Annotated in this window: 23 protein-coding genes; 21 read left to right on the forward strand and 2 right to left on the reverse strand. The window is 68.3% G+C overall.

The window, feature by feature from the left end:
- Positions 1-11: 11 nt before the first annotated feature.
- The 17 genes from rpsE to P0Y48_14245 all read left to right on the forward strand — a co-directional run bounded on the left by rpsE (position 12) and on the right by P0Y48_14245 (position 12,212).
- On the forward strand, positions 12-680 hold the full coding sequence (gene rpsE / locus P0Y48_14165) for a 30S ribosomal protein S5 (protein WEK13583.1): 669 nt from the start codon (positions 12-14) through the stop codon (positions 678-680).
- On the forward strand, positions 680-865 hold the full coding sequence (gene rpmD / locus P0Y48_14170) for a 50S ribosomal protein L30 (GenBank protein ID WEK13584.1): 186 nt from the start codon (positions 680-682) through the stop codon (positions 863-865). The genes rpsE and rpmD overlap by 1 nt, the downstream gene beginning before the upstream one ends.
- Positions 865-1,482, forward strand: coding sequence for a 50S ribosomal protein L15 (rplO, locus tag P0Y48_14175; protein ID WEK13585.1), 618 nt, complete (start codon positions 865-867; stop codon positions 1,480-1,482). The genes rpmD and rplO overlap by 1 nt, the downstream gene beginning before the upstream one ends.
- Before the next feature lie 105 nt (positions 1,483-1,587).
- The gene (gene secY / locus P0Y48_14180) at positions 1,588-2,916 is read left to right on the forward strand and encodes a preprotein translocase subunit SecY (GenBank protein ID WEK13586.1); all 1,329 of its coding nucleotides are present in this window, start codon (positions 1,588-1,590) and stop codon (positions 2,914-2,916) included.
- Positions 2,913-3,524: an adenylate kinase gene (locus P0Y48_14185; protein WEK13587.1), complete on the forward strand. Its 612-nt coding sequence runs from the start codon at positions 2,913-2,915 to the stop codon at positions 3,522-3,524. Before secY ends, P0Y48_14185 begins: the two co-directional genes overlap by 4 nt.
- A 2-nt stretch (positions 3,525-3,526) precedes the next feature.
- Positions 3,527-4,360 (forward strand): type I methionyl aminopeptidase, encoded by an 834-nt coding sequence (gene map / locus P0Y48_14190; GenBank protein WEK13588.1) that lies wholly within the window; start codon positions 3,527-3,529, stop codon positions 4,358-4,360.
- Between the two features lie 166 nt (positions 4,361-4,526).
- Positions 4,527-5,204, forward strand: a complete 678-nt coding sequence (locus P0Y48_14195; protein ID WEK13589.1) for a thioredoxin domain-containing protein — start codon at positions 4,527-4,529, stop codon at positions 5,202-5,204.
- A gap of 145 nt (positions 5,205-5,349) precedes the next feature.
- Positions 5,350-5,571, forward strand: coding sequence for a translation initiation factor IF-1 (gene infA, locus P0Y48_14200; protein ID WEK13590.1), 222 nt, complete (start codon positions 5,350-5,352; stop codon positions 5,569-5,571).
- Between the two features lie 65 nt (positions 5,572-5,636).
- Positions 5,637-5,753, forward strand: a complete 117-nt coding sequence (gene rpmJ, locus P0Y48_14205; GenBank protein WEK13591.1) for a 50S ribosomal protein L36 — start codon at positions 5,637-5,639, stop codon at positions 5,751-5,753.
- Positions 5,754-5,918: 165 nt separating this feature from the next.
- Positions 5,919-6,293: a 30S ribosomal protein S13 gene (gene rpsM, locus P0Y48_14210; GenBank protein ID WEK13592.1), complete on the forward strand. Its 375-nt coding sequence runs from the start codon at positions 5,919-5,921 to the stop codon at positions 6,291-6,293.
- Positions 6,294-6,326: 33 nt separating this feature from the next.
- Positions 6,327-6,725 (forward strand): 30S ribosomal protein S11, encoded by a 399-nt coding sequence (gene rpsK / locus P0Y48_14215; GenBank protein WEK13593.1) that lies wholly within the window; start codon positions 6,327-6,329, stop codon positions 6,723-6,725.
- A gap of 115 nt (positions 6,726-6,840) precedes the next feature.
- Positions 6,841-7,830, forward strand: a complete 990-nt coding sequence (locus tag P0Y48_14220) for a DNA-directed RNA polymerase subunit alpha (GenBank protein ID WEK13594.1) — start codon at positions 6,841-6,843, stop codon at positions 7,828-7,830.
- A 55-nt stretch (positions 7,831-7,885) separates the two neighbouring features.
- Complete coding sequence (rplQ, locus tag P0Y48_14225; protein ID WEK13595.1) at positions 7,886-8,449, forward strand: 50S ribosomal protein L17; 564 nt, start codon at positions 7,886-7,888, stop codon at positions 8,447-8,449.
- 107 nt (positions 8,450-8,556) lie between these two features.
- Positions 8,557-9,609 carry a GNAT family N-acetyltransferase gene (locus tag P0Y48_14230; protein ID WEK13596.1) on the forward strand — a complete coding sequence of 351 codons (1,053 nt, stop codon included), beginning with the start codon at positions 8,557-8,559 and terminating at the stop codon, positions 9,607-9,609.
- Between the two features lie 50 nt (positions 9,610-9,659).
- Positions 9,660-10,574, forward strand: a complete 915-nt coding sequence (locus P0Y48_14235) for a carbohydrate kinase (GenBank protein WEK13597.1) — start codon at positions 9,660-9,662, stop codon at positions 10,572-10,574.
- A 31-nt stretch (positions 10,575-10,605) separates the two neighbouring features.
- Positions 10,606-11,442, forward strand: a complete 837-nt coding sequence (truA, locus tag P0Y48_14240; GenBank protein ID WEK13598.1) for a tRNA pseudouridine(38-40) synthase TruA — start codon at positions 10,606-10,608, stop codon at positions 11,440-11,442.
- A gap of 77 nt (positions 11,443-11,519) precedes the next feature.
- On the forward strand, positions 11,520-12,212 hold the full coding sequence (locus P0Y48_14245) for an endonuclease/exonuclease/phosphatase family protein (GenBank protein WEK13599.1): 693 nt from the start codon (positions 11,520-11,522) through the stop codon (positions 12,210-12,212).
- Between the two features lies 1 nt (position 12,213).
- Here P0Y48_14245 and P0Y48_14250 read toward each other — a convergent pair whose 3' ends face one another.
- Positions 12,214-13,239 carry a CAP domain-containing protein gene (locus P0Y48_14250; protein WEK13600.1) on the reverse strand — a complete coding sequence of 342 codons (1,026 nt, stop codon included), beginning with the start codon at positions 13,237-13,239 and terminating at the stop codon, positions 12,214-12,216.
- Between the two features lie 320 nt (positions 13,240-13,559).
- Here P0Y48_14250 and rplM point away from each other — a divergent pair, with 320 nt between their 5' ends.
- Genes rplM through P0Y48_14270 form a run of 4 tightly spaced genes read left to right on the forward strand, consistent with a single transcriptional unit; the run spans position 13,560 to position 17,667 of the window.
- Positions 13,560-14,006: a 50S ribosomal protein L13 gene (gene rplM / locus P0Y48_14255; protein ID WEK13601.1), complete on the forward strand. Its 447-nt coding sequence runs from the start codon at positions 13,560-13,562 to the stop codon at positions 14,004-14,006.
- 29 nt (positions 14,007-14,035) lie between these two features.
- Complete coding sequence (gene rpsI / locus P0Y48_14260; GenBank protein WEK13602.1) at positions 14,036-14,524, forward strand: 30S ribosomal protein S9; 489 nt, start codon at positions 14,036-14,038, stop codon at positions 14,522-14,524.
- A gap of 7 nt (positions 14,525-14,531) precedes the next feature.
- The gene (gene glmM, locus P0Y48_14265) at positions 14,532-15,875 is read left to right on the forward strand and encodes a phosphoglucosamine mutase (GenBank protein ID WEK13603.1); all 1,344 of its coding nucleotides are present in this window, start codon (positions 14,532-14,534) and stop codon (positions 15,873-15,875) included.
- Positions 15,847-17,667 (forward strand): hypothetical protein, encoded by a 1,821-nt coding sequence (locus P0Y48_14270; GenBank protein ID WEK13604.1) that lies wholly within the window; start codon positions 15,847-15,849, stop codon positions 17,665-17,667. Before glmM ends, P0Y48_14270 begins: the two co-directional genes overlap by 29 nt.
- Before the next feature lie 57 nt (positions 17,668-17,724).
- On the opposite strand, the gene P0Y48_14275 is transcribed toward P0Y48_14270, so the two are convergent.
- Positions 17,725-18,669 carry a Ppx/GppA phosphatase family protein gene (locus tag P0Y48_14275; GenBank protein WEK13605.1) on the reverse strand — a complete coding sequence of 315 codons (945 nt, stop codon included), beginning with the start codon at positions 18,667-18,669 and terminating at the stop codon, positions 17,725-17,727.
- Positions 18,670-18,708: the final 39 nt, after the last annotated feature.

Genomic DNA, 18,708 nt, shown 5'->3' on the forward strand with positions numbered 1-18,708 from the left:
AGGAGACCGAAGTGGCAGCCACTGCCGAGCAGACCGCGCCCGAGGGCACGACTGCGACCGAGGCGACCACCGAGCGCGAGCGCGAGCCGCGCCGCGGTGGCCGCGAGCGCAACCCGAACCGCGACCGCAACTCGCGCGACCGCAACGAGAGCCAGTTCCTCGAGCGCGTCGTGACGATCAACCGCGTGTCCAAGGTCGTCAAGGGCGGTCGTCGCTTCAGCTTCACGGCGCTCGTCGTCGTGGGTGACGGCAATGGTCTCGTCGGCGTCGGCTACGGCAAGGCCCGCGAGGTGCCCCTGGCCATCTCCAAGGGTGTCGAAGAGGCCAAGCGCAACTTCTTCCGCGTGCCCCGTGTCGGCTCGACCCTCCCGCACCCCGTGCAGGGTGAGGCCGCTGCCGGTGTGGTGCTCCTGCGTCCGGCCGCCGCCGGTACCGGTGTTATCGCCGGTGGCCCGGTGCGCGCCGTGCTCGAGTGCGCCGGCATCCACGATGTGCTGTCGAAGTCGCTGGGTTCGTCGAACACGATCAACATCGTGCACGCGACCGTCGCGGCCCTGAAGCAGCTCGAAGAGCCCCGTGCGGTCGCCGCGCGCCGTGGTCTGGACTTCGACCAGGTCGCGCCCGCCCGCCTCGTCCGTGCCGAGGCTGAGGCCGCGAAGGCACAGAAGGTTGGTGCCTGATGGCTGCCCGTCTGAAGGTGACCCAGGTCAAGTCCAAGGTGAGCGAGAAGCAGAACCAGCGCGACACGCTGCGTTCCCTCGGTCTCAAGCGGATCGGCGACTCCGTCGTCCGTCCCGACGACTCGCAGACGCGCGGGTACGTCAAGACCGTCGCCCACCTCGTGAAGGTTGAGGAGATCGACTGATGGCCGAGAAGGCTGAGAAGGCGACCGAAGAGGTCGTCGAGAAGAAGGCACCCGCCAAGAAGGCGCCTGCCAAGAAGGCTCCGGCTGCGGCCGCCGCCAAGGACGAGGCCGCCCCCAAGAAGGCGCCCGCCAAGAAGGCTGCTCCCAAGAAGGACGAGAAGGATGCCGCTGCGGCGCGTCCGGGCGTCCTCAAGGTGCACCACCTCCGTCCCGTCCCGGGCTCCAACACCGCGAAGACCCGTGTGGGTCGCGGTGAGGGCTCGAAGGGTAAGACGGCCGGCCGTGGTACCAAGGGCACGAAAGCCCGTTACCAGGTCAAGGTCGGCTTCGAGGGTGGTCAGATGCCGCTCCACATGCGTACGCCGAAGCTGCGCGGGTTCAAGAACCCGTTCCGCGTCGAGTACCAGGTGGTCAACCTCGACAAGCTCGCCGAGCTGTACCCCAGCGGTGGTGACGTCACCGTGAGCGACCTGGTCGCCAAGGGTGCCGTGCGCAAGAACGAGAAGGTCAAGGTGCTCGGCACCGGCGACATCTCGGTCAAGCTCACCGTCGCCGTCGACAAGGTCTCGGGTTCTGCCGAGCAGAAGATCGTCGCCGCGGGCGGTTCGGTCAAGTAGTCCTGTGACAGGGGCCGACCCGGCTCATCAGCCGGGTCGGCCCCTGTTGCCGTACTCTGGTTGACGGTGTGTCCCGACACGCCGTCGTCCACCTGGAGGAATCTCTTGTTCAGCGCCATTGCGCGGGTCTTCCGCACGCCGGATCTTCGGCGGAAGATCGCCTTCACCCTGGCGATCATCGCCATCTACCGCCTCGGCGCCCACGTGCCGACGCCGTTCGTCGACTACCCGAACGTGACGACCTGTCTGGACCAGACGGGATCGACCGACGGGCTCCTGTCGCTCGTGAACCTCTTCTCCGGCGGCGCACTGCTGCAGTTGTCGATCTTCGCGCTCGGCGTCATGCCGTACATCACGGCGACGATCATCGTGCAGCTGCTGCGTGTGGTCATCCCGCACTTCGAGACCCTCTACAAGGAGGGCCAGGCGGGCCAGAGCAGGCTGACGCAGTACACGCGCTATCTCACGATCGCGCTGGCGCTGCTGCAGTCCACGACGCTGGTGACGGTGGCTCGTTCGGGTCAGCTCTTCCCGAGCGGTTCGGGAGTGCCCGAGTGCGAGGCGCTCCTGACTGAGGAAGCCTGGTGGGCACAGCTCCTCATGATCATCACGATGACCGCCGGCACGGGCCTCATCATGTGGTTCGCCGAGCTCGTCACGGAGCGCGGCGTCGGCAACGGCATGTCGATCCTCATCTTCACGTCGATCGCTGCCACGTTCCCCGCTGCACTCTGGGCGATCCAGGCGACGAACGGCTTCGAGGTCTTCCTCCTCGTCCTCGCGGTGGGTATCGCGGTCGTGGCTCTCGTCGTCTTCGTCGAGCAGTCGCAGCGTCGCATCCCCGTGCAGTACGCCAAGCGCATGGTCGGACGCCGCACGCTCGGCGGCACGAACACGTACATCCCGATCAAGGTGAACATGGCCGGCGTGGTGCCCGTCATCTTCGCGTCGTCGCTGCTGTACATCCCGGCGCTGATCGCGCAGTTCAACCAGACCCCGGATGCCGACGGCAACGTCCCCGGTTGGGTGACCTGGATCCAGGCGTACTTCACGACCGGCGACTCGCCGATCTACATGGCCGTCTACTTCCTGCTGATCATCGGCTTCACGTACTTCTACGTCGCGATCACGTTCAACCCGGTCGAGGTCGCCGACAACATGAAGAAGTACGGCGGATTCATCCCCGGCATCCGTGCGGGACGTCCGACGGCCGAGTACCTCGACTACGTCCTCACGCGCATCACGCTGCCCGGCTCGATCTACCTGGGTCTCATCGCCCTGCTGCCGCTCATCGCCCTCGCGACCGTCGGCGCCAACCAGAACTTCCCGTTCGGCGGCGCCTCGATCCTCATCATCGTCGGTGTGGGTCTCGAGACGGTGAAGCAGATCGACGCGCAGCTGCAGCAGCGGCACTACGAGGGGCTCCTTCGATGACCGTTGGTCAGCCTCAGGACGGCGCGGCGGCTCGACTCCTCATCATCGGTCCGCAGGGCTCCGGGAAGGGGACGCAGGGCGTCCGAATCGCGGAGGCTCTCGGCGTACCGGCAGTGTCAACCGGCGATGTGTTCCGTGCCAACGTCAAGGACGGGACCGAGCTCGGCCAGCAGGTGAAGGCGATCATCGACGCCGGCGACCTCGTGCCCGACGAGCTGACGACCGCGATCGTGCGCGATCGACTGTCTCAGCAAGACGCGGCGGATGGCTTCTTGCTCGACGGCTACCCGCGCAACCTCGGTCAGGTCGGCGACCTCGACGCCTTCCTCGACGGTCGCGGTGAGCCGCTCACGGCCGTCATCGAGTTGTCGGTCCCGCGTGAGGAGTCCGTCCAGCGACTGTCGCTGCGCGCCACCGAACAGGGACGCGCCGACGACAACGAAGAGTCGATCGCGAAGCGCCTGTCGATCTACGAGTCCGAGACCGCACCGATCCTCGAGGTCTACCGCGGCCGCGGCATCGTCGACGAGATCGACGGGGTCGGGTCGCTCGACGAGATCACCGGCCGCATCATGGCGGCCCTCGCGGCACGCGGCATCACTGCTTGATCGTGGGACTTCGCCGCTCGCTCTACAAGACCCCCGCCCAGTTGCGGTCGATGGTCGAGCCCGGTCTCATCACGGCTGCGGCGCTCGACGCGGTGCGTGCGATCGTCGCCCCCGGCGTGACGACCGCCGAACTCGACGCGGCGGCGGACGAGGTCGTGCGTGCACGCGGCGCGGAGTCGAATTTCCAGCTGGTCCGCGGTTACCGCCACACGACGTGCGTATCGGTCAACGAGCAGGTGGTGCACGGCATCCCGGGCGGGCGCGTTCTCGAGCCCGGCGACATCGTGTCCATCGATGCCGGCGCCCAGTACAAAGGCTGGAACGGCGACTCGGCGATCACGATCGTCGTGCCCGATCCCTCACGTCCGGAGCTCGTCGCCGCACGTGAGCGGTTGTCGCAGGTGACCGAGACGTCGCTGTGGGCCGGTATCGCGGCGCTCGCGTCGGCCGCACGGGTGGGCGAGGTCGGCGATGCGGTGCAGACGTCGATCGAGTCGTCCGGAGAGGGCTACGGCATCCTGCGGGACTACGTCGGTCACGGCATCGGCCGCCGCATGCACGAGGGTCCGACCATCTTCAACTACCGCGTGGACGATCTCGGCCCGGCAGTTCGCCCGGGACTTTGCGTGGCAATCGAACCGATGGTCGTCGCGGGGTCCGAGGCGACGCTCGTCGAGGACGACGACTGGACGGTGTCGACGGTCGACGGCTCGGACGGATGCCATTGGGAGCACAGCGTCGCCGTGCACGCCGACGGCATCTGGGTGCTGACCGCGCCGGACGGCGGAGCTGCCGGGCTCGCGCGCTTCGGCATCACTCCCGCCCCCATCGCCTGACGCGCCGGGCGCCTTCGTTCTCCCCGCGAACATCGCCGGGAGAGGTCGCGCTTGCCTCAGGTGCATCGCGTGCACGCATTTCCACGGGCGCCGGCACAGCAGGCGCATAGGAGTCGATGCCAGAATGAGAGGTCGGTTCCGAAACCGACCGGAGAGAGGCAAGAGCATGGCAGGCGCTGCAACGAACAAGACGAACTGGTTCGCGATCTGGACGAGTGTCGCTGTGGTGGCCGTCGTCGCGATCCTCGTCGTCGTGGTGATGCTGATGAACAACAAGGCGACCGATCCTGGCCTTGCCCCCAACTCCAGCGGTATCAACCAGGAGACGGGTGCCATCGTCTTCGGCGACGGCCCCGACACGGTGTCGACGTGGGTCGACTTCATGTGCCCCTACTGCAACCAGTTCGAGCAGACCGAGGGCGAGACGATCACGCAACTCGTCGAAGACGGCAGCATCACCCTCGAACTGCACCCCGTCGCGATCCTCGACCGCCTGTCGCAGGGCACCGAGTTCTCCAGCCGCGCAGCCTCCGCCATGTACGCCGTCGCCGAGGCCGATCCGGCCAACGCGTACGCGTTCCTCGTGGCCATGTACGACAACCAGCCGGCCGAGCAGTCGACAGGGCTCACCGACGAGCAGATCGTCCAGATCGCGAAGGATGCCGGTGTCAATGTCACCGCCGACCTCGAGTCCGCGATCCTCGATCACAAGTTCCTCGACTTCGCCAAGAGCCAGACCCTTCCCGACGGAGCGACGGGAACCCCGACGCTCGCCGTCAACGACACTCTGGTGCCCGTGACGTTCGACCCGCAGGCCGACATCGTCGACCGACTGACGCAATAGCCGTCCGTATCCACCGGCGGTTTGCCGGGTCGCGTTCTATCACGTACACTGGATCTTTGGTGCCTTGCGCCTTCATTGGCGTGTCGAAGCACCGACAATCCCACCCACCGCAGATCGACCGGTCTGCACGACTGTAAGCGAGCGTATGGCGAAGAAAGACGGTGTCATCGAGATCGAAGGTGTGATCTCCGAGGCTCTGCCGAACGCGATGTTCCGCGTGGAGCTCAGCAACGGACACAAGGTTCTCGCCACGATCTCCGGCAAGATGCGGCAGAACTACATCCGCATCATCCCCGAAGACCGCGTCGTCGTGGAGCTCTCGCCCTACGACCTCACGCGCGGACGCATCGTCTACCGCTACCGCTAAAGACCGGTCGAGAAGTAACACCCCAGACCTCGGTCTGCCCGGTGAAGACAGCGAATCAGGAAATCATGAAGGTCAACCCCTCCGTCAAGCCCATCTGCGACCACTGCAAGGTCATCCGCCGCCACGGTCGCGTCATGGTCATCTGCAAGTCGAACCCGCGTCACAAGCAGCGCCAGGGCTGATGCGCTCCGGGTGCCACGGCATCCGGCCTCGGGCTCACAACTTCACACATACAGGCAGCTTCAGAACCTCGCCGCGGCTTCGGTCGCACGGCGGGGGGACACCCCGGGTCGGAGGCCCGGGCACCGATTCTGCTCCATACCTCCACCAACTCCCAGGAGAACCGCATGGCACGTCTTGCCGGCGTTGACATCCCGCGCGACAAGCGCGTGGTGATCGCCCTCACGTACATCTACGGCATCGGCCGTACCCGCTCGGTCGAGATCCTCAAGGCGACCCAGATCGACGAGTCGATCCGCGTCAAGGACCTCACCGACGACCAGCTCGTCGCACTCCGCGACCTCATCGAGGCCGACTACAAGGTCGAGGGTGACCTCCGCCGTGAGGTGGCCGCCGACATTCGCCGCAAGGTCGAGATCGGCTCCTACGAGGGTCTGCGTCACCGCCGCGGCCTTCCCGTGCGTGGTCAGCGCACGAAGACGAACGCGCGCACCCGCAAGGGCCCCAAGCGCACCGTCGCCGGCAAGAAGAAGGCGCGCTAAGGCGCGGCCCCAGGGATTTAGGGAGAACGCACCATGGCACAGGCCAAGTCCGCCGCGCGCAAGCCGCGCCGCAAGGAGAAGAAGAACATCGCGCTGGGCCACGCCCACATCAAGTCGACGTTCAACAACACGATCGTTTCGATCACCGACCCGTCCGGCGCTGTCATCAGCTGGGCCTCCTCGGGTGGCGTGGGCTTCAAGGGCTCGCGCAAGTCGACCCCGTACGCGGCCGGCATGGCCGCCGAGTCGGCCGCCCGTCAGGCCGCCGAGCACGGTGTCAAGAAGGTCGACGTCTTCGTCAAGGGTCCCGGCTCCGGCCGCGAGACCGCGATCCGCTCGCTGCAGGCCGCCGGCCTCGAGGTCGGCTCCATCCAGGACGTCACCCCGCAGGCCCACAACGGCTGCCGCCCGCCCAAGCGTCGCCGCGTCTGATTTCCGGATGCCGGGGCCACCGATTCCGGTGCGTCCCGGCATCCGCCATGAACAACTCAAAATCTCAGAACACCCACGTGTCATATAGCGGGCACGTGACTGAAAGGAACACATAGTGCTCATCGCACAGCGTCCCACTCTGACCGAGGAGAAGATCGGCGAGTTCCGCAGCCGCTTCGTCATCGAGCCGCTGGAGCCCGGCTTCGGCTACACGATCGGCAACGCGCTGCGTCGCAGCCTGCTCTCCTCGATCCCCGGCGCAGCCGTCACCAGCATCCGCATCGACGGCGTGCTGCACGAGTTCAGCACCATTCCGGGTGTCAAGGAAGATGTCACCGAGATCATCCTCAACATCAAGCAGCTCGTCGTCTCGAGCGAGCGCGATGAGCCGATCACGGCGTACCTGCGCAAGACGGGTGCCGGTGAGGTCACCGCGGCCGACATCTCCGCTCCTGCCGGCGTCGAGGTGCACAACCCCGAGCTGGTCATCGCGACCCTCAACGACAGCGCGCGCTTCGAGCTCGAGCTGACGATCGAGCGTGGCCGCGGCTACGTGTCGGCGACGCAGAACCGCAACGAGTACGCCGAGGCCGGTCAGATTCCGATCGACTCGATCTACTCGCCCGTCCTGAAGGTCAGCTACCGCGTCGACGCCACGCGTGCCGGTGAGCGCACCGACTTCGACAAGCTCGTGCTCGACGTGGAGAGCAAGCCCTCCATCGCCCCGCGCGACGCCGTGGCCTCCGCCGGTCGCACGCTCACCGAGCTGTTCGGGCTCGCCCGTGAGCTCAACGTCGAGGCCGAGGGCATCGAGATCGGCCCCGCGCCGGTCGAGCAGGTGCTCACCAACGAGCTCTCGATGCCCATCGAGGACCTCGATCTGTCGGTGCGTTCGTACAACTGCCTCAAGCGCGAGGGCATCAACACGGTGTCCGAGCTCGTCGCCCTTTCGGAGACGCAGCTGATGAACATCCGCAACTTCGGTCAGAAGTCGGTCGACGAGGTGCGCGACAAGCTCGTCTCGCTCGGCCTGTCGCTCAAGGACTCGGTGCCCGGGTTCGACGGCGCGCACTTCTACGGCGGCTACGACGACGAGACCCTCTGAGCGGATTCCGGTCCGCCGGGTCTCTCGCTGACACTTTTCACCAGGAGTAACTGACATGCCCAAGCCCACCAAGGGTCCCCGCCTCGGAGGCGGCCCCGCCCACGAGCGCCTGCTGCTTGCGAACCTCGCGGCTGCCCTCTTCACGCACAAGTCGATCAAGACGACGGAGACGAAGGCCAAGCGCCTGCGTCCCCTCGCCGAGCGACTGATCACCTTCGCCAAGCGCGGTGACCTGCACGCACGTCGTCGCGTGCTGTCGGTCATCGGCGACAAGGAGGTCGTGCACGTCCTCTTCGCCGAGATCGCGCCGCTGGTCGCGGAGCGTGAGGGCGGATACACCCGCATCACCAAGGTCGGCAACCGCAAGGGCGACAACGCCCCCATGGCCGTCATCGAGCTGGTGCTCGAGCCGGTGAACCCGAAGCCGAAGTCGGCGAAGAAGTCCGCCGCGAAGGCGACCCTCGCCGAGGAGACCCCCGCCGAGGAGACCCTCGCTGAGGAGACCCCGGTCGAGGATGCCGGCGCCGAGTCGCAGGACGAGGGCGCTGCCGCCGAGGCCGCCGCGGAGGAGGCCGTCGAGGCGCCCGCCGAGGAGAAGACCGAGGAGAAGGCGGAGTAATCCCCGTCATCGACGTCGCGAAGCCCGCACCGTTCACGGTGCGGGCTTCGTCGTTCCTGGCGGGCGGCGACCGAACGCGTGTCGCCGGTCACGGGTAGGCTGGCGCGGTGAGTGCGCAGCCCTTGAACGACCGGATCGGCGCCGTCCCGTCGCCCGAGCTTCCCCGCCATGACGACATCGCCACGTGGCGCACCGCCACGGCCGACGACATCGACCACATTCACCGCGTGCACGCCGGGGCGGACGCCGCCGACCATCCCACGTGGATCACGCCGAGGGAAGAAGTCGCCGACACCTTCGAGCTCAGCCACATCGACCACGGCCGCGACACGGTCATCGGATTCGGCGTCGACGGCACGCCGCTCGTGTTCTCCAGTGCATTCCTCCACCCGTCTCGCGAGGGCACGCTGACGGTGCACATCGGTGGAGCGGTCGATCCGCAGTGGCGTCGTCGCGGTATCGGCTCCGCCGCCCTGGCGTGGAGCCACGCACGCGCGCTCGAGCAGCTCGCGGAAGCCGCCGCCGATCTCCCGGCCACACACGACGGCGAGGCGTGGAAGCTCGAGATCAAGGTGTACGCGGAGGAGTCGACCCCCGATGTCATCGCGATCACCGAGCCGCTCGGCTTCCACGTCGAACGCTGGTTCACCACGATGGTGCGCGACATGTCGGAGCCCGTCCCCGCTCCGCCTGCGGTTCCGGACGCGACGATCGTCGCGTACTCGTCGGATCGGGCGCTCGATGTGCTCGCTGCCCGCAACGACGCCTTCCGAGATCACTGGGGAAGCCTCCCGACGAGCGAGGAGAGCTGGCAGAAGTTCGTCGGCGGGGAGTTCCTCCGGCCCGACCTTTCGCGGATCGCGCTCGACGCTGACGGTGCCGTGATCGCGCTGTGCCTGGCATCCGTCAATCGCGACGACTGGGAGGCACTCGGAGCCACCCACGCGTACATCGATCTCATCGGTGTGGTGCGAGCGCACCGCCGCCGCGGCCTGGCGCCCGCCGTCATCGCCGCCACTCTCGCGGCGATCGCGGAGGAGGGGCTCGAGAAGGCGGTGCTCGATGTCGACACGGCCAGCCCGACGGGTGCGAACACGCTCTACGAACGACTCGGCTTCGCGGCGACGGAGCGCTCACTCGCTCTCGTTCACCGCCTGTAGCCGCCGCGTCGCGCTTCCACCGACCGCGCCGTTCCACAAGACTGGATGCCATGAACACCCGAACGCTCGTCATCGGCGAGGCCCTCATCGACATCGTCCACGGACACGCGTCCGAGGACGACTCCGCGGCGTCGACGCCCGATCGCGAACTCGTGGGCGGCAGCCCGGCGAATGTCGCCGTCGGGCTCGCGCGGCAGGGCCACGACGTGCACCTGCTCACGCGGATCGGTCGCGATGAGCGGGGGGCGCGTATCGCCGAGCATGTGGCTTCCTCCGGCGCGGCGCTCACCGCGGCCTCCTGGACCGACGCCGCGACCTCGACGGCGCGTGCGCGCCTCCGCGCAGACGGATCGGCCGAGTACGAGTTCGACATCGATTGGACGGTCGGCGCGCCCGACCTCGACGGGGTGGACCTCGTGCACACCGGGTCCATCGCCCTCTTCCTGGAGCCGGGTGCCGCTACCGTGCGCGACACGCTTCGCCGGGCAGCCGGCTCGCAGCGAGTGACCCTCGACCCCAACATCCGACCCGCGTTGATCGGTGACCACGACACGGCGTTGCAGCAGTTCTCCGAGGCGGCACGGTCGGCAGACCTCGTCAAGCTGAGCGACGAGGATGCCGCGTGGCTCTATCCCGAGCTGCTCCCGGAGCAGGTTCTTTCCGAGATCGCGACGCTCGGCCCGCGCATCGTTGTCATGACCCGGGGCGGCGAGGGGGCGCTCGCGCTCGGTCCGGGCGGAGTCGCGGAGGTGTCTGCGCTGCCCGTCGACGTCGTGGACACGATCGGGGCGGGCGACGCGTACATGGCGAGCCTCATCTCCAGCGTCCTCGACGACCCGCAGCTCTTCGAGTCGAAGTCAGCGCTGCTGCGGGCGCTGCGGCGCGCCGCCGTCACCGCGGGTCTCACGGTCGCCCGCGCCGGCGCGAACCCGCCGCGGCGCGCGGAGGTCGACGCCGCCCTCTGACTCGCCGTCGGGGGATCGGTAGGCTGGCGACGTGCGGCTGCGTCTCGATCTCGCCTATGACGGCACCGACTTCCGCGGGTGGGCGCGTCAACCAGGGTTGCGCACCGTGCAGGGCGTCCTGGAGGCGGCTATCGCGCGCATCCTCGGCGGCGAACCGCGATTGGTCGTGGCGGGACGCACCGACGCGGGGGTGCATGCGAGCGGTCAGGTGGCGCATGTCGACCTCAGCGACGCGCAACGCCACCGGCTCGAGAGCGGTCGCAACCCGCATCCGGAGGCCCTCGCCGCGCGGTTGACGGGAGTGCTCGGGCAGTACCCCGATCTCGCCGTCCATCGCACTGCGCTGGCGCCCGATGGGTTCGATGCCAGATTCTCCGCCGTGTGGCGCCGGTACTCGTACCGCGTCGCCGACCGGGTCAGCGGGTACGATCCGCTGGATCGGCTGCGGACGACGAGCGTCAACGCCGATCTCGATGTGGAGCAGATGGATGCCGCCGCGAGGTCGCTGGTCGGGCTGCATGACTTCGCCGCGTACTGCAAGTGGCGGGAGGAGGCCACGACGATCCGCACGCTTCTCGAGTTCGGCTGGCGCCGCGACGCCGATGGCATCCTCGTGGCCAACGTCAAGGCGGATGCGTTCTGCCACAGCATGGTGCGCGCGCTCGTGGGCGCTTGCGTCGCCGTGGGTCAAGGGCGACTGGACGCGGCCGACGTCGTGGAGATACGAGAGGCCGGTCGGCGCACGAGCGAGACGAAGGTACTCGCCGCGCGCGGCCTCACGCTGACTGAGGTCGGCTACCCGGCCGATGAGCTGCTCGCCGTCCGGGCCGAGCAGACGAGGAAGCGGCGCTCGCTCGACGGCGACTGACACCGCCCTGCTTCACCGCGGACACTTTTGCAACCCCGAGGCGGATCCCAGGCACGCGGCATATTGTTGTCGGCGGTATGAAGGTCATCTCTTACAACCTCAATAAGCACAAGGCTGCGCACGAGCTCGAAGAGCTGGTCGAGGCGCACGCCGCGGACGTCCTGTGCCTCCAGGAGGCGGTGAGCGACGATCTGCCGACGCAGATCGCGGGTCTGCGCCTCGCCGAGGCGACGGTCCGCAACCGGCTCGGACTCGCCGTGTACCACCGGGAGAACACCTACACCGCGGTCGAGGTGCGCACGCTGGCGCTCAAGAAGTCGCTGCACGACCGGGTGCTCAAGCCGGCCGAGGAGCGCATGCTCGGCGTCCGGATGCGTGACATCGATCATGGCCGCGAGTTCCTCGTGGCCAGTTTCCACGCCGCACCTCTGACGGCACTCAACTCCCTCCGTCGCAAGCAGATCCAGGCGGCCCTCGCAGAGTTGAGCACGCTCGGGCCCGGCCTCCCGATCCTCATGGTGGGCGACTACAACTATCCGGTGTTCAAGGAGAGCCTGAGCCAGCGCATCCGGGATGCCGGTTACGAGCTCACGCTCAGCGATGCCCGCACCTACACGCGTTACAAGTTCTTCCGTGGCCACTACGACTTCGCGACGAGCGTGGGCGTGACCATCGAGAGCATCACGACGCTGCCGCAGGGCAGCAGTGACCACCTGCCGATCCTCATCGACGCCGAACTCAGTCCGCGCCGGTCAGGTGCGACCGCCTGAGTCAGGGCACCGGGGTCTTCGCCGCCACGCGACTCGCGGTGGCGTAACCCGCCTTCTTACCCGTGACCTTGACGGTGATGGTGTGGCCTCGGTCGGACTTGGTCAGCACGTACCTCTTCCCCGTGGCGCCGGAGATGGCGGTGCTGTCGCGGTACCACCGGTAGTAGTAGGTCGTCCCGGTCGTCCATACGCCGCGGACGGCCAGGAGCTCTTCACCGACCTTGATGACTCCCGAGACGCGTGGCCTCACGGTGGTCAAGGTGCTGAGTTTGGCCACCTCGTCGGTCGGCTGCGAGACGCGGGCGGTGGGCGCGTAGCCGGTCTTGACGCCGGTCACCTTGACCTTGACCGTCTTGCCGGCATCCGTCGACTTCGGGGTGTAGGTCTTCGCGGTGGCGCCCGAGATCGACGAACCGTCGGCGTACCACTGGTACTTCAGCGTGGTGCCGGTGGTCCACGTGCCGGTCTTCGCCGTCAGCGTGATGCCGGCCTTCGGGGTCCCGCTGATGGCGGGGGCCGTGGTCGTGAGTATCTTGTAGGCGCCGAACACCTGCGTGTAATACGGGCGACCGGATTCGCTGCACCCGACACCGATGCCGATGTGCGTGAAGCTCGAACGGAGGATGTTCGCGCGATGGCCGGGACTGTCGAGCCACGCCCGCGTCACGGTGGTGGGGGAGTACCCGAACGCGACGTTCTCACCGGCCGCCGACCAGCCGGCGGGGATCTGCGTCGAGTAGTTCGGATTGTGCTTCATGGTCGCGTCGGCTGCCTGTCGCTGCGACCACTTGAGGGCGACCGAGTCCATCGCGGCGTTGGCGCGCAGGGCTTTGACGCCGACGCGGCTGCGTGCCGCATTGACGTCGGCGAGGATGCGATCCTGCACCTGGGAGACGGTGAGGGACGACGTGCATGAACTAGCGCCGGCGGCGGCGGTGGCAGGGACGACGGCGCCGAGCAGCGCCACCACCAATGCCGTCGCCGCCCCAGCAGCGACGCCGAGGCGTCGCCGAGGGCGACTGAACATCTGTAATCCTCCGGGGGGAAAGGACTTCTTGTGCCACATTGGTACCACAGGTCACTCGCGACACGCCAATCCCAATATCAGGGGATTCCTTGATTGCGTGCTACGTGTGTCAGCCATCACCAATGGTGGCCTCGGCGGCGGACCGATTCGCGGTGACGCCCTCGTTCGCGTAGACTGATCCCTTGGTGTTCGGCTCAGCTGACCCGTCACCGCGAACGTGAGCCCTCCACTGGCGTGTTCCGCTCGTTCACTCGAGCATCGGAACCACCCCGGAGTGGGATTCACGAACTTCTCCGTTCGATCAAGAAAGCAGCACTACTGTGACGCGCACCTACACCCCCAAGGCTGGCGAGACCCAGCGCGAGTGGCTGGTCATCGACGCGAGCGATGTCGTCCTCGGACGCCTCGCCTCGCACGCGGCGGCCCTCCTCCGTGGCAAGCACAAGCCCACCTTCGCCAACCACATCGACACCGGTGACTTCGTCGTCATCGTCAACGCCGCCAAGGTGGCGCTGACGGGCCAGAAGCTCCAGAAGAAGATGGCCTACCGTCACTCGGGCTACCCGGGTGGTCTCACCGCGACCTCCTATGCCGAGCTCCTCGAGAAGAACCCGGTTCGCGCCGTCGAGAAGGCCGTCCGCGGCATGCTCCCCAAGAACAGCCTGGGACGCCAGCAGCTGTCGAAGCTGAAGGTCTACGCCGGTGCCGAGCACCCGCACGCGGCCCAGCAGCCCACCACGTACACCTTCGACCAGGTCGCCCAGTAAGCGCCGCCGAAACAGACTGAGGACATCCCATGGCGAAGATCGCTGACTCCCTCGAAGAGACCCCCGAGAACTACTCCACCGAGACCCCGGCCGCCGAGGCTGCCGCTGCCGCCCCGCGCCCCGTTCTTTCGGTGCCCGGCGCTGCCGTCGGTCGCCGCAAGCAGGCCATCGCGCGCGTGCGCCTCGTGCCCGGCTCCGGCTCGATCACGGTCAACGGCCGCACCCTCGAGGACTACTTCCCGAACAAGCTGCACCAGCAGCTCATCAACGACCCGTTCACGGTGCTCGACCTTGCCGGCGCCTACGACGTCATCGCCCGCATCTCCGGTGGTGGCCCCTCGGGCCAGGCCGGTGCGCTGCGCCTGGGCATCGCTCGTGCGCTGAACGAGATCGATGTCGAGAACAACCGCCCGACCCTGAAGAAGGCCGGCTTCCTCTCGCGCGACGCTCGCGTCAAGGAGCGCAAGAAGGCCGGTCTCAAGAAGGCCCGCAAGGCACCTCAGTACTCGAAGCGCTAAACACTCGATGGCGCTGTTCGGTACGGACGGTGTGCGGGGGTTGGCCAACGGCCCCCTCACCGCGGACCTCGCGCTCTCCCTGGCCCAGGCGACTGCTGTCGTCCTGGGCCAGGGGCGTATCGCGGAGGCGCGAAAGGCCGCCGGAAAGCGACTGACGGCGGTCGTCGCGCGCGATCCGCGGCTGTCCGGTCAGTTTCTGAGTGCTGCCGTCGAGGCTGGACTCGCATCCTCCGGGGTGGACGTGCTGGATGCCGGCACGCTTCCGACTCCGGCGGCGGCGTTCCTCATCAGCGACATCGACGCGGACTTCGGTGTCATGATCTCGGCATCCCACAATCCCGCCGCCGACAACGGCATCAAGATCTTCGCGCGCGGGGGCGTCAAGCTCCCGGATGTCGTGGAGCAGCGCATCGAAGAAGCGATGTCCGGGGAGAAGCTGCGACCGACGGGCGGCGATGTCGGGCGCGTGATCCGTTTCGCGGATGCCGAGGACCGCTACGTGCTGCACCTCCTCGCGTCGCTGCCCCACCGCCTGGACGGCCTCCACGTCGTCGTCGACTGTGCGCACGGCGCAGCGTCGGGCGTGTCGCCGGAGACCTTCCGCAACGCGGGCGCCAAGGTCACCGTCATCGGGAACGACCCCGACGGACTCAACATCAACGAGGGCTACGGTTCCACGCACCTGGAGCGGCTGTCTGCCGAAGTGGTCCGCGTCGGAGCGGACGTCGGCATCGCTCACGACGGAGACGCCGACCGGTGTCTCGCGGTGGATGCCGAGGGTCGCGTCATCGACGGCGATCAGATCATGGCGATCCTCGCCGTCGCGATGCGCGACCGCGGGCGACTTCATCACGACACGCTCGTCGCGACGGTCATGAGCAATCTCGGTCTGCACCGCGCCATGGCCGCCAACGGCATCCGTGTCGAGACCACCGCGGTCGGCGACCGCTACGTCCTCGAGCGGATGACGGAAGGCGGCTTCTCGCTCGGCGGCGAACAGAGCGGCCACGTCATCCTCAGTGCGTACGCCACCACCGGCGACGGGCTGCTCACCGGCCTGCACCTGTGCGCCGAGATGGCTCGTCAACGGAAGTCGCTGGCCGAGCTCGCCGCCGTGATGACGGTGTTCCCGCAGGTGCTCGTCAACGTTCGCGGGGTCGAGCGCACGCGCGCGGCTGACCCCGATGTGCAGGCGGCCGTCCGTGCAGCGGAAGCAGAACTGGACGACACGGGTCGCGTTCTGCTGCGCCCGTCCGGCACGGAGCTTATGGTGAGGGTCATGGTGGAGGCTGCGGACGCAGCGACGGCTCAACGCGTCGCCGATGATCTCGCCGACGTGGTGCGCGGCTGACAGCGAGATGACGACCCCGCGATCGAGCGACCGCTTACGACTGGCGGAGGTCGTCGATCATTGGTGGGGCGCCGTCTCGGGCGGTCGCTTCTTCACCCGCTGGACCCTCCTGGCATCCGCTGTCGTCGCGATCCTCATCCTCAGTCCGTTCAGCGGACTCGACGGTATCGCGGAGCACCTCGCGGCGATGATCGCCTCGGCCGTCACCTGGCTGGTGCTGGTCGTCCTGGTCCTCCCGGTGGCCGTCGCGGAGCGTCGCCTCGCCCGTCCTGCCGCGCGCGGGGCACTCGTGATCGGAGCGCTCCTCGCCGTCTCCGTCGCCCGACCCTTCCTGAACGACGCGGCAGCCGCGATCCTGTTCGACCATCCGTGGACGGCCGATTGGCTGCAGCGCGTCGCGACGAACGCCCTCAGCTGGTTCACGGTGCTGCCGTTGGTGGCCGCCGCGGCTTCGCGCTACGCGGACGCGCGCGAGACGGCTCAGCGGCTGGAGTCCGCGCTCGCGGTGTTCGCCGATCTGCGCGGGCTCGTGCTGCGCTACGGCCAGCAGAACGCCGCACTCCTCACGGATGCCGTCGCCGATGTGCGGCGTCGTCGCGACGCGCTGCTGGCAGGCGTGATCGACTTCGACGCCGTGCGAGCATTCGCAGACGATGTGCGCGCGGCCAGCCACCGCCTCGACGCGCGGCTGAGTGCCCGGCTCGACGCTGTCGTGCTCGACCACGACGTCCCGGACGAGGCGGCACGGACGCCGCGCGTCCCGTTCCTGGCGCGCCTGGCGAGGCCGCATCCGCTGCTCGTCGTCGGCCTCTACTTCGCCGCCAGCACGCCGTACACTCTCGCCCTGGGCGGAGTGCTGCTGGTGATCGCCGCGCTCGTGCTGCTCGTCGTATTCGCCCTCACCGCCGATGCGGTCATCCGCTTCACCGCGCGAGGTCAGGGTCCGATCGCGCGCGGCGTCATCGTCCTGCTGTGCTGGCTGGCCGTTGCTCTCGGCACGGTCCTCGTGGGCGTGCTCCTGACAGACGCCGACGAACTGGTGCTCGCCATCCCGCTCGTGACGATTCCCGCCCTCGCGGTGGTCGTCGCGCTGACGGCGGATGCCGTGGAGCGCACCGGCACGCAGAGCCGCACGCTCACCGACCTGCTCGCTCACACGGCGGCCCTCGCGACGGCGCAGACCGCACAGGCGCGGGAGCCGCTGTGGCGGGCCGTCGACCTCCTCCACGATCGCGTGCAGAGCCGGTGCGTCATCTTCGCGGCCCGCGTCGATGAGCGGGAGCCCACCCCGGAGGAGATCCGCCGTTTCCGCGCGTCGACGGAGGCCGCGTTCGCGGAGATCCTGGTCGGAGCTCCCGACCGCGCCGACACCGCCGATCTCGACGGTCTCCTCGCGACGTGGTCCGGCGTGCTCGACGTGCAGGCCGACATCGACACCTCGGCGATGGTGGCGTTGCAGACGCCGGTCGTCGCCACGGCGGTCGTCGCCGCGGTGAGCGAGGGCTTCGTCAACGCCGTCAAGCACTCCGAAGCGCGGGCGGCGCGTCTGTCGGTGACGACGAGCGCCGACGAGTCGGAGTTGACCGTCGCCATCGCATCGCGCGGCGTCCTTCGCGGGTCGGGTGCCACCGGTCTCGGACTGGCGTCTTTCGGCGACAAGGCGACGCTGCGGCAGGAGGGCGACCACGTCGTGCTGCAGGTGGTCGTTCCGCTGGCGCGCGCAGGCGTCGGCAGGAAGGGCGGACCGCACCGACGCTGGCGTGCGCCGACCACGACGGTCTCGCTGCCCTGACTCGGGCGGCAGTGCGCCTGCCGCGCCGTGTCGCGCGTTCCGGGATGCCGGGCGAGCTCAGACGCCCGGCGCACTCCACGAGAGCGACTCGATGTACCGCAGGAGCACTCCTTCGCGCAGCGCCCACGGTGAGACCTCGAGCTCATCGACGTCGAGCACGGTCATCGCCGTGTGCAGGACGACCGCTCCGGCGACGATCTGGAACGTCCGGTCGGCGGTGATGCCGGGCAGCTCCTGACGGGCGGATGCCGGGAGCCGCGCGAGCCGCGGGATCCACGAGCCGAGTGCGCCGCGGGGGAGCAGCATGCGATCGGCGCCGTTCCACCCCGGCACCGGATAGCCGGCGAGCTTCGCGAGAGACCGGATCGCCTTCGACGACCCGACCACGTGATGGGGTGCCGGCTGGTCGACCATGAGCTCGGCGACCGGTGCGAGGGTGGCCCGCGCATGGTCACGGAGCACCTCGACGGCATCCTCTCCGGGCGGGTCTTCGGCGAGGAACTCGACCGTCATGCGACCGGCACCCAGCGGGACCGACGCGGCGACGTCGGGGAGCTCGTCGGCGCCGGCCGCCACTTCCAGCGAACCCCCGCCGATGTCGAAGAGGAGGATCTGGCCGGCCGACCAGCCGAACCAGCGACGGACGGCCAGGAACGTGAAGCGCGCCTCGGACTCGCCGCCCAGCACCTGGAGATCCTGCCCGAGCGCCGACTCGATGCGGGCGATGACGTCGTCTCCGTTGGTCGCCTCGCGGACGGCACTGGTGGCTGTCGCGAGGAGTTCGGCGACGTTCTCGCTCTCGGCGACCTCTCGCGCCCGCGCGACCGCATCGACGAGCGCGACGACACCTGCTTCGGAGATCGCGCCGTCGGGTTCCAGGTACCGCATCAGTCGGAGGACGGTCCGCGTGCTCGTCGTCGCAAGCGGACGCCCGCCGGGGTGTACGTCGGCGATGAGCAGATGGACGGTGTTCGAGCCGATGTCGAGGACTCCCAGGCGCATCCCGTCAGGCTAGCGGGATGCGGGAGAGCAGAGGATAGA

The sequence above is a fragment of the Candidatus Microbacterium phytovorans genome, assembly GCA_029202445.1.
Classification (GTDB): Bacteria; Actinomycetota; Actinomycetes; order Actinomycetales; family Microbacteriaceae; genus Microbacterium; species Microbacterium phytovorans.

Bases quoted from the DNA above. Each gene is read 5' to 3' on its own strand.
- rpmD (WEK13584.1), top strand. From the start codon at position 680: ATGGCTGCCCGTCTGAAGGTGACCCAGGTCAAGTCCAAGGTGAGCGAG.
- rplO (WEK13585.1), top strand. From the start codon at position 865: ATGGCCGAGAAGGCTGAGAAGGCGACCGAAGAGGTCGTCGAGAAGAAG.
- P0Y48_14185 (WEK13587.1), top strand. From the start codon at position 2,913: ATGACCGTTGGTCAGCCTCAGGACGGCGCGGCGGCTCGACTCCTCATC.
- P0Y48_14195 (WEK13589.1), top strand. From the start codon at position 4,527: ATGGCAGGCGCTGCAACGAACAAGACGAACTGGTTCGCGATCTGGACG.
- infA (WEK13590.1), top strand. From the start codon at position 5,350: ATGGCGAAGAAAGACGGTGTCATCGAGATCGAAGGTGTGATCTCCGAG.
- rpmJ (WEK13591.1), top strand. From the start codon at position 5,637: ATGAAGGTCAACCCCTCCGTCAAGCCCATCTGCGACCACTGCAAGGTC.
- rpsM (WEK13592.1), top strand. From the start codon at position 5,919: ATGGCACGTCTTGCCGGCGTTGACATCCCGCGCGACAAGCGCGTGGTG.
- rpsK (WEK13593.1), top strand. From the start codon at position 6,327: ATGGCACAGGCCAAGTCCGCCGCGCGCAAGCCGCGCCGCAAGGAGAAG.
- rplQ (WEK13595.1), top strand. From the start codon at position 7,886: ATGCCCAAGCCCACCAAGGGTCCCCGCCTCGGAGGCGGCCCCGCCCAC.
- P0Y48_14235 (WEK13597.1), top strand. From the start codon at position 9,660: ATGAACACCCGAACGCTCGTCATCGGCGAGGCCCTCATCGACATCGTC.
- P0Y48_14245 (WEK13599.1), top strand. From the start codon at position 11,520: ATGAAGGTCATCTCTTACAACCTCAATAAGCACAAGGCTGCGCACGAG.
- P0Y48_14250 (WEK13600.1), bottom strand. From the start codon at position 13,239: ATGTTCAGTCGCCCTCGGCGACGCCTCGGCGTCGCTGCTGGGGCGGCG.
- rpsI (WEK13602.1), top strand. From the start codon at position 14,036: ATGGCGAAGATCGCTGACTCCCTCGAAGAGACCCCCGAGAACTACTCC.
- glmM (WEK13603.1), top strand. From the start codon at position 14,532: ATGGCGCTGTTCGGTACGGACGGTGTGCGGGGGTTGGCCAACGGCCCC.
- P0Y48_14270 (WEK13604.1), top strand. From the start codon at position 15,847: ATGATCTCGCCGACGTGGTGCGCGGCTGACAGCGAGATGACGACCCCG.
- P0Y48_14275 (WEK13605.1), bottom strand. From the start codon at position 18,669: ATGCGCCTGGGAGTCCTCGACATCGGCTCGAACACCGTCCATCTGCTC.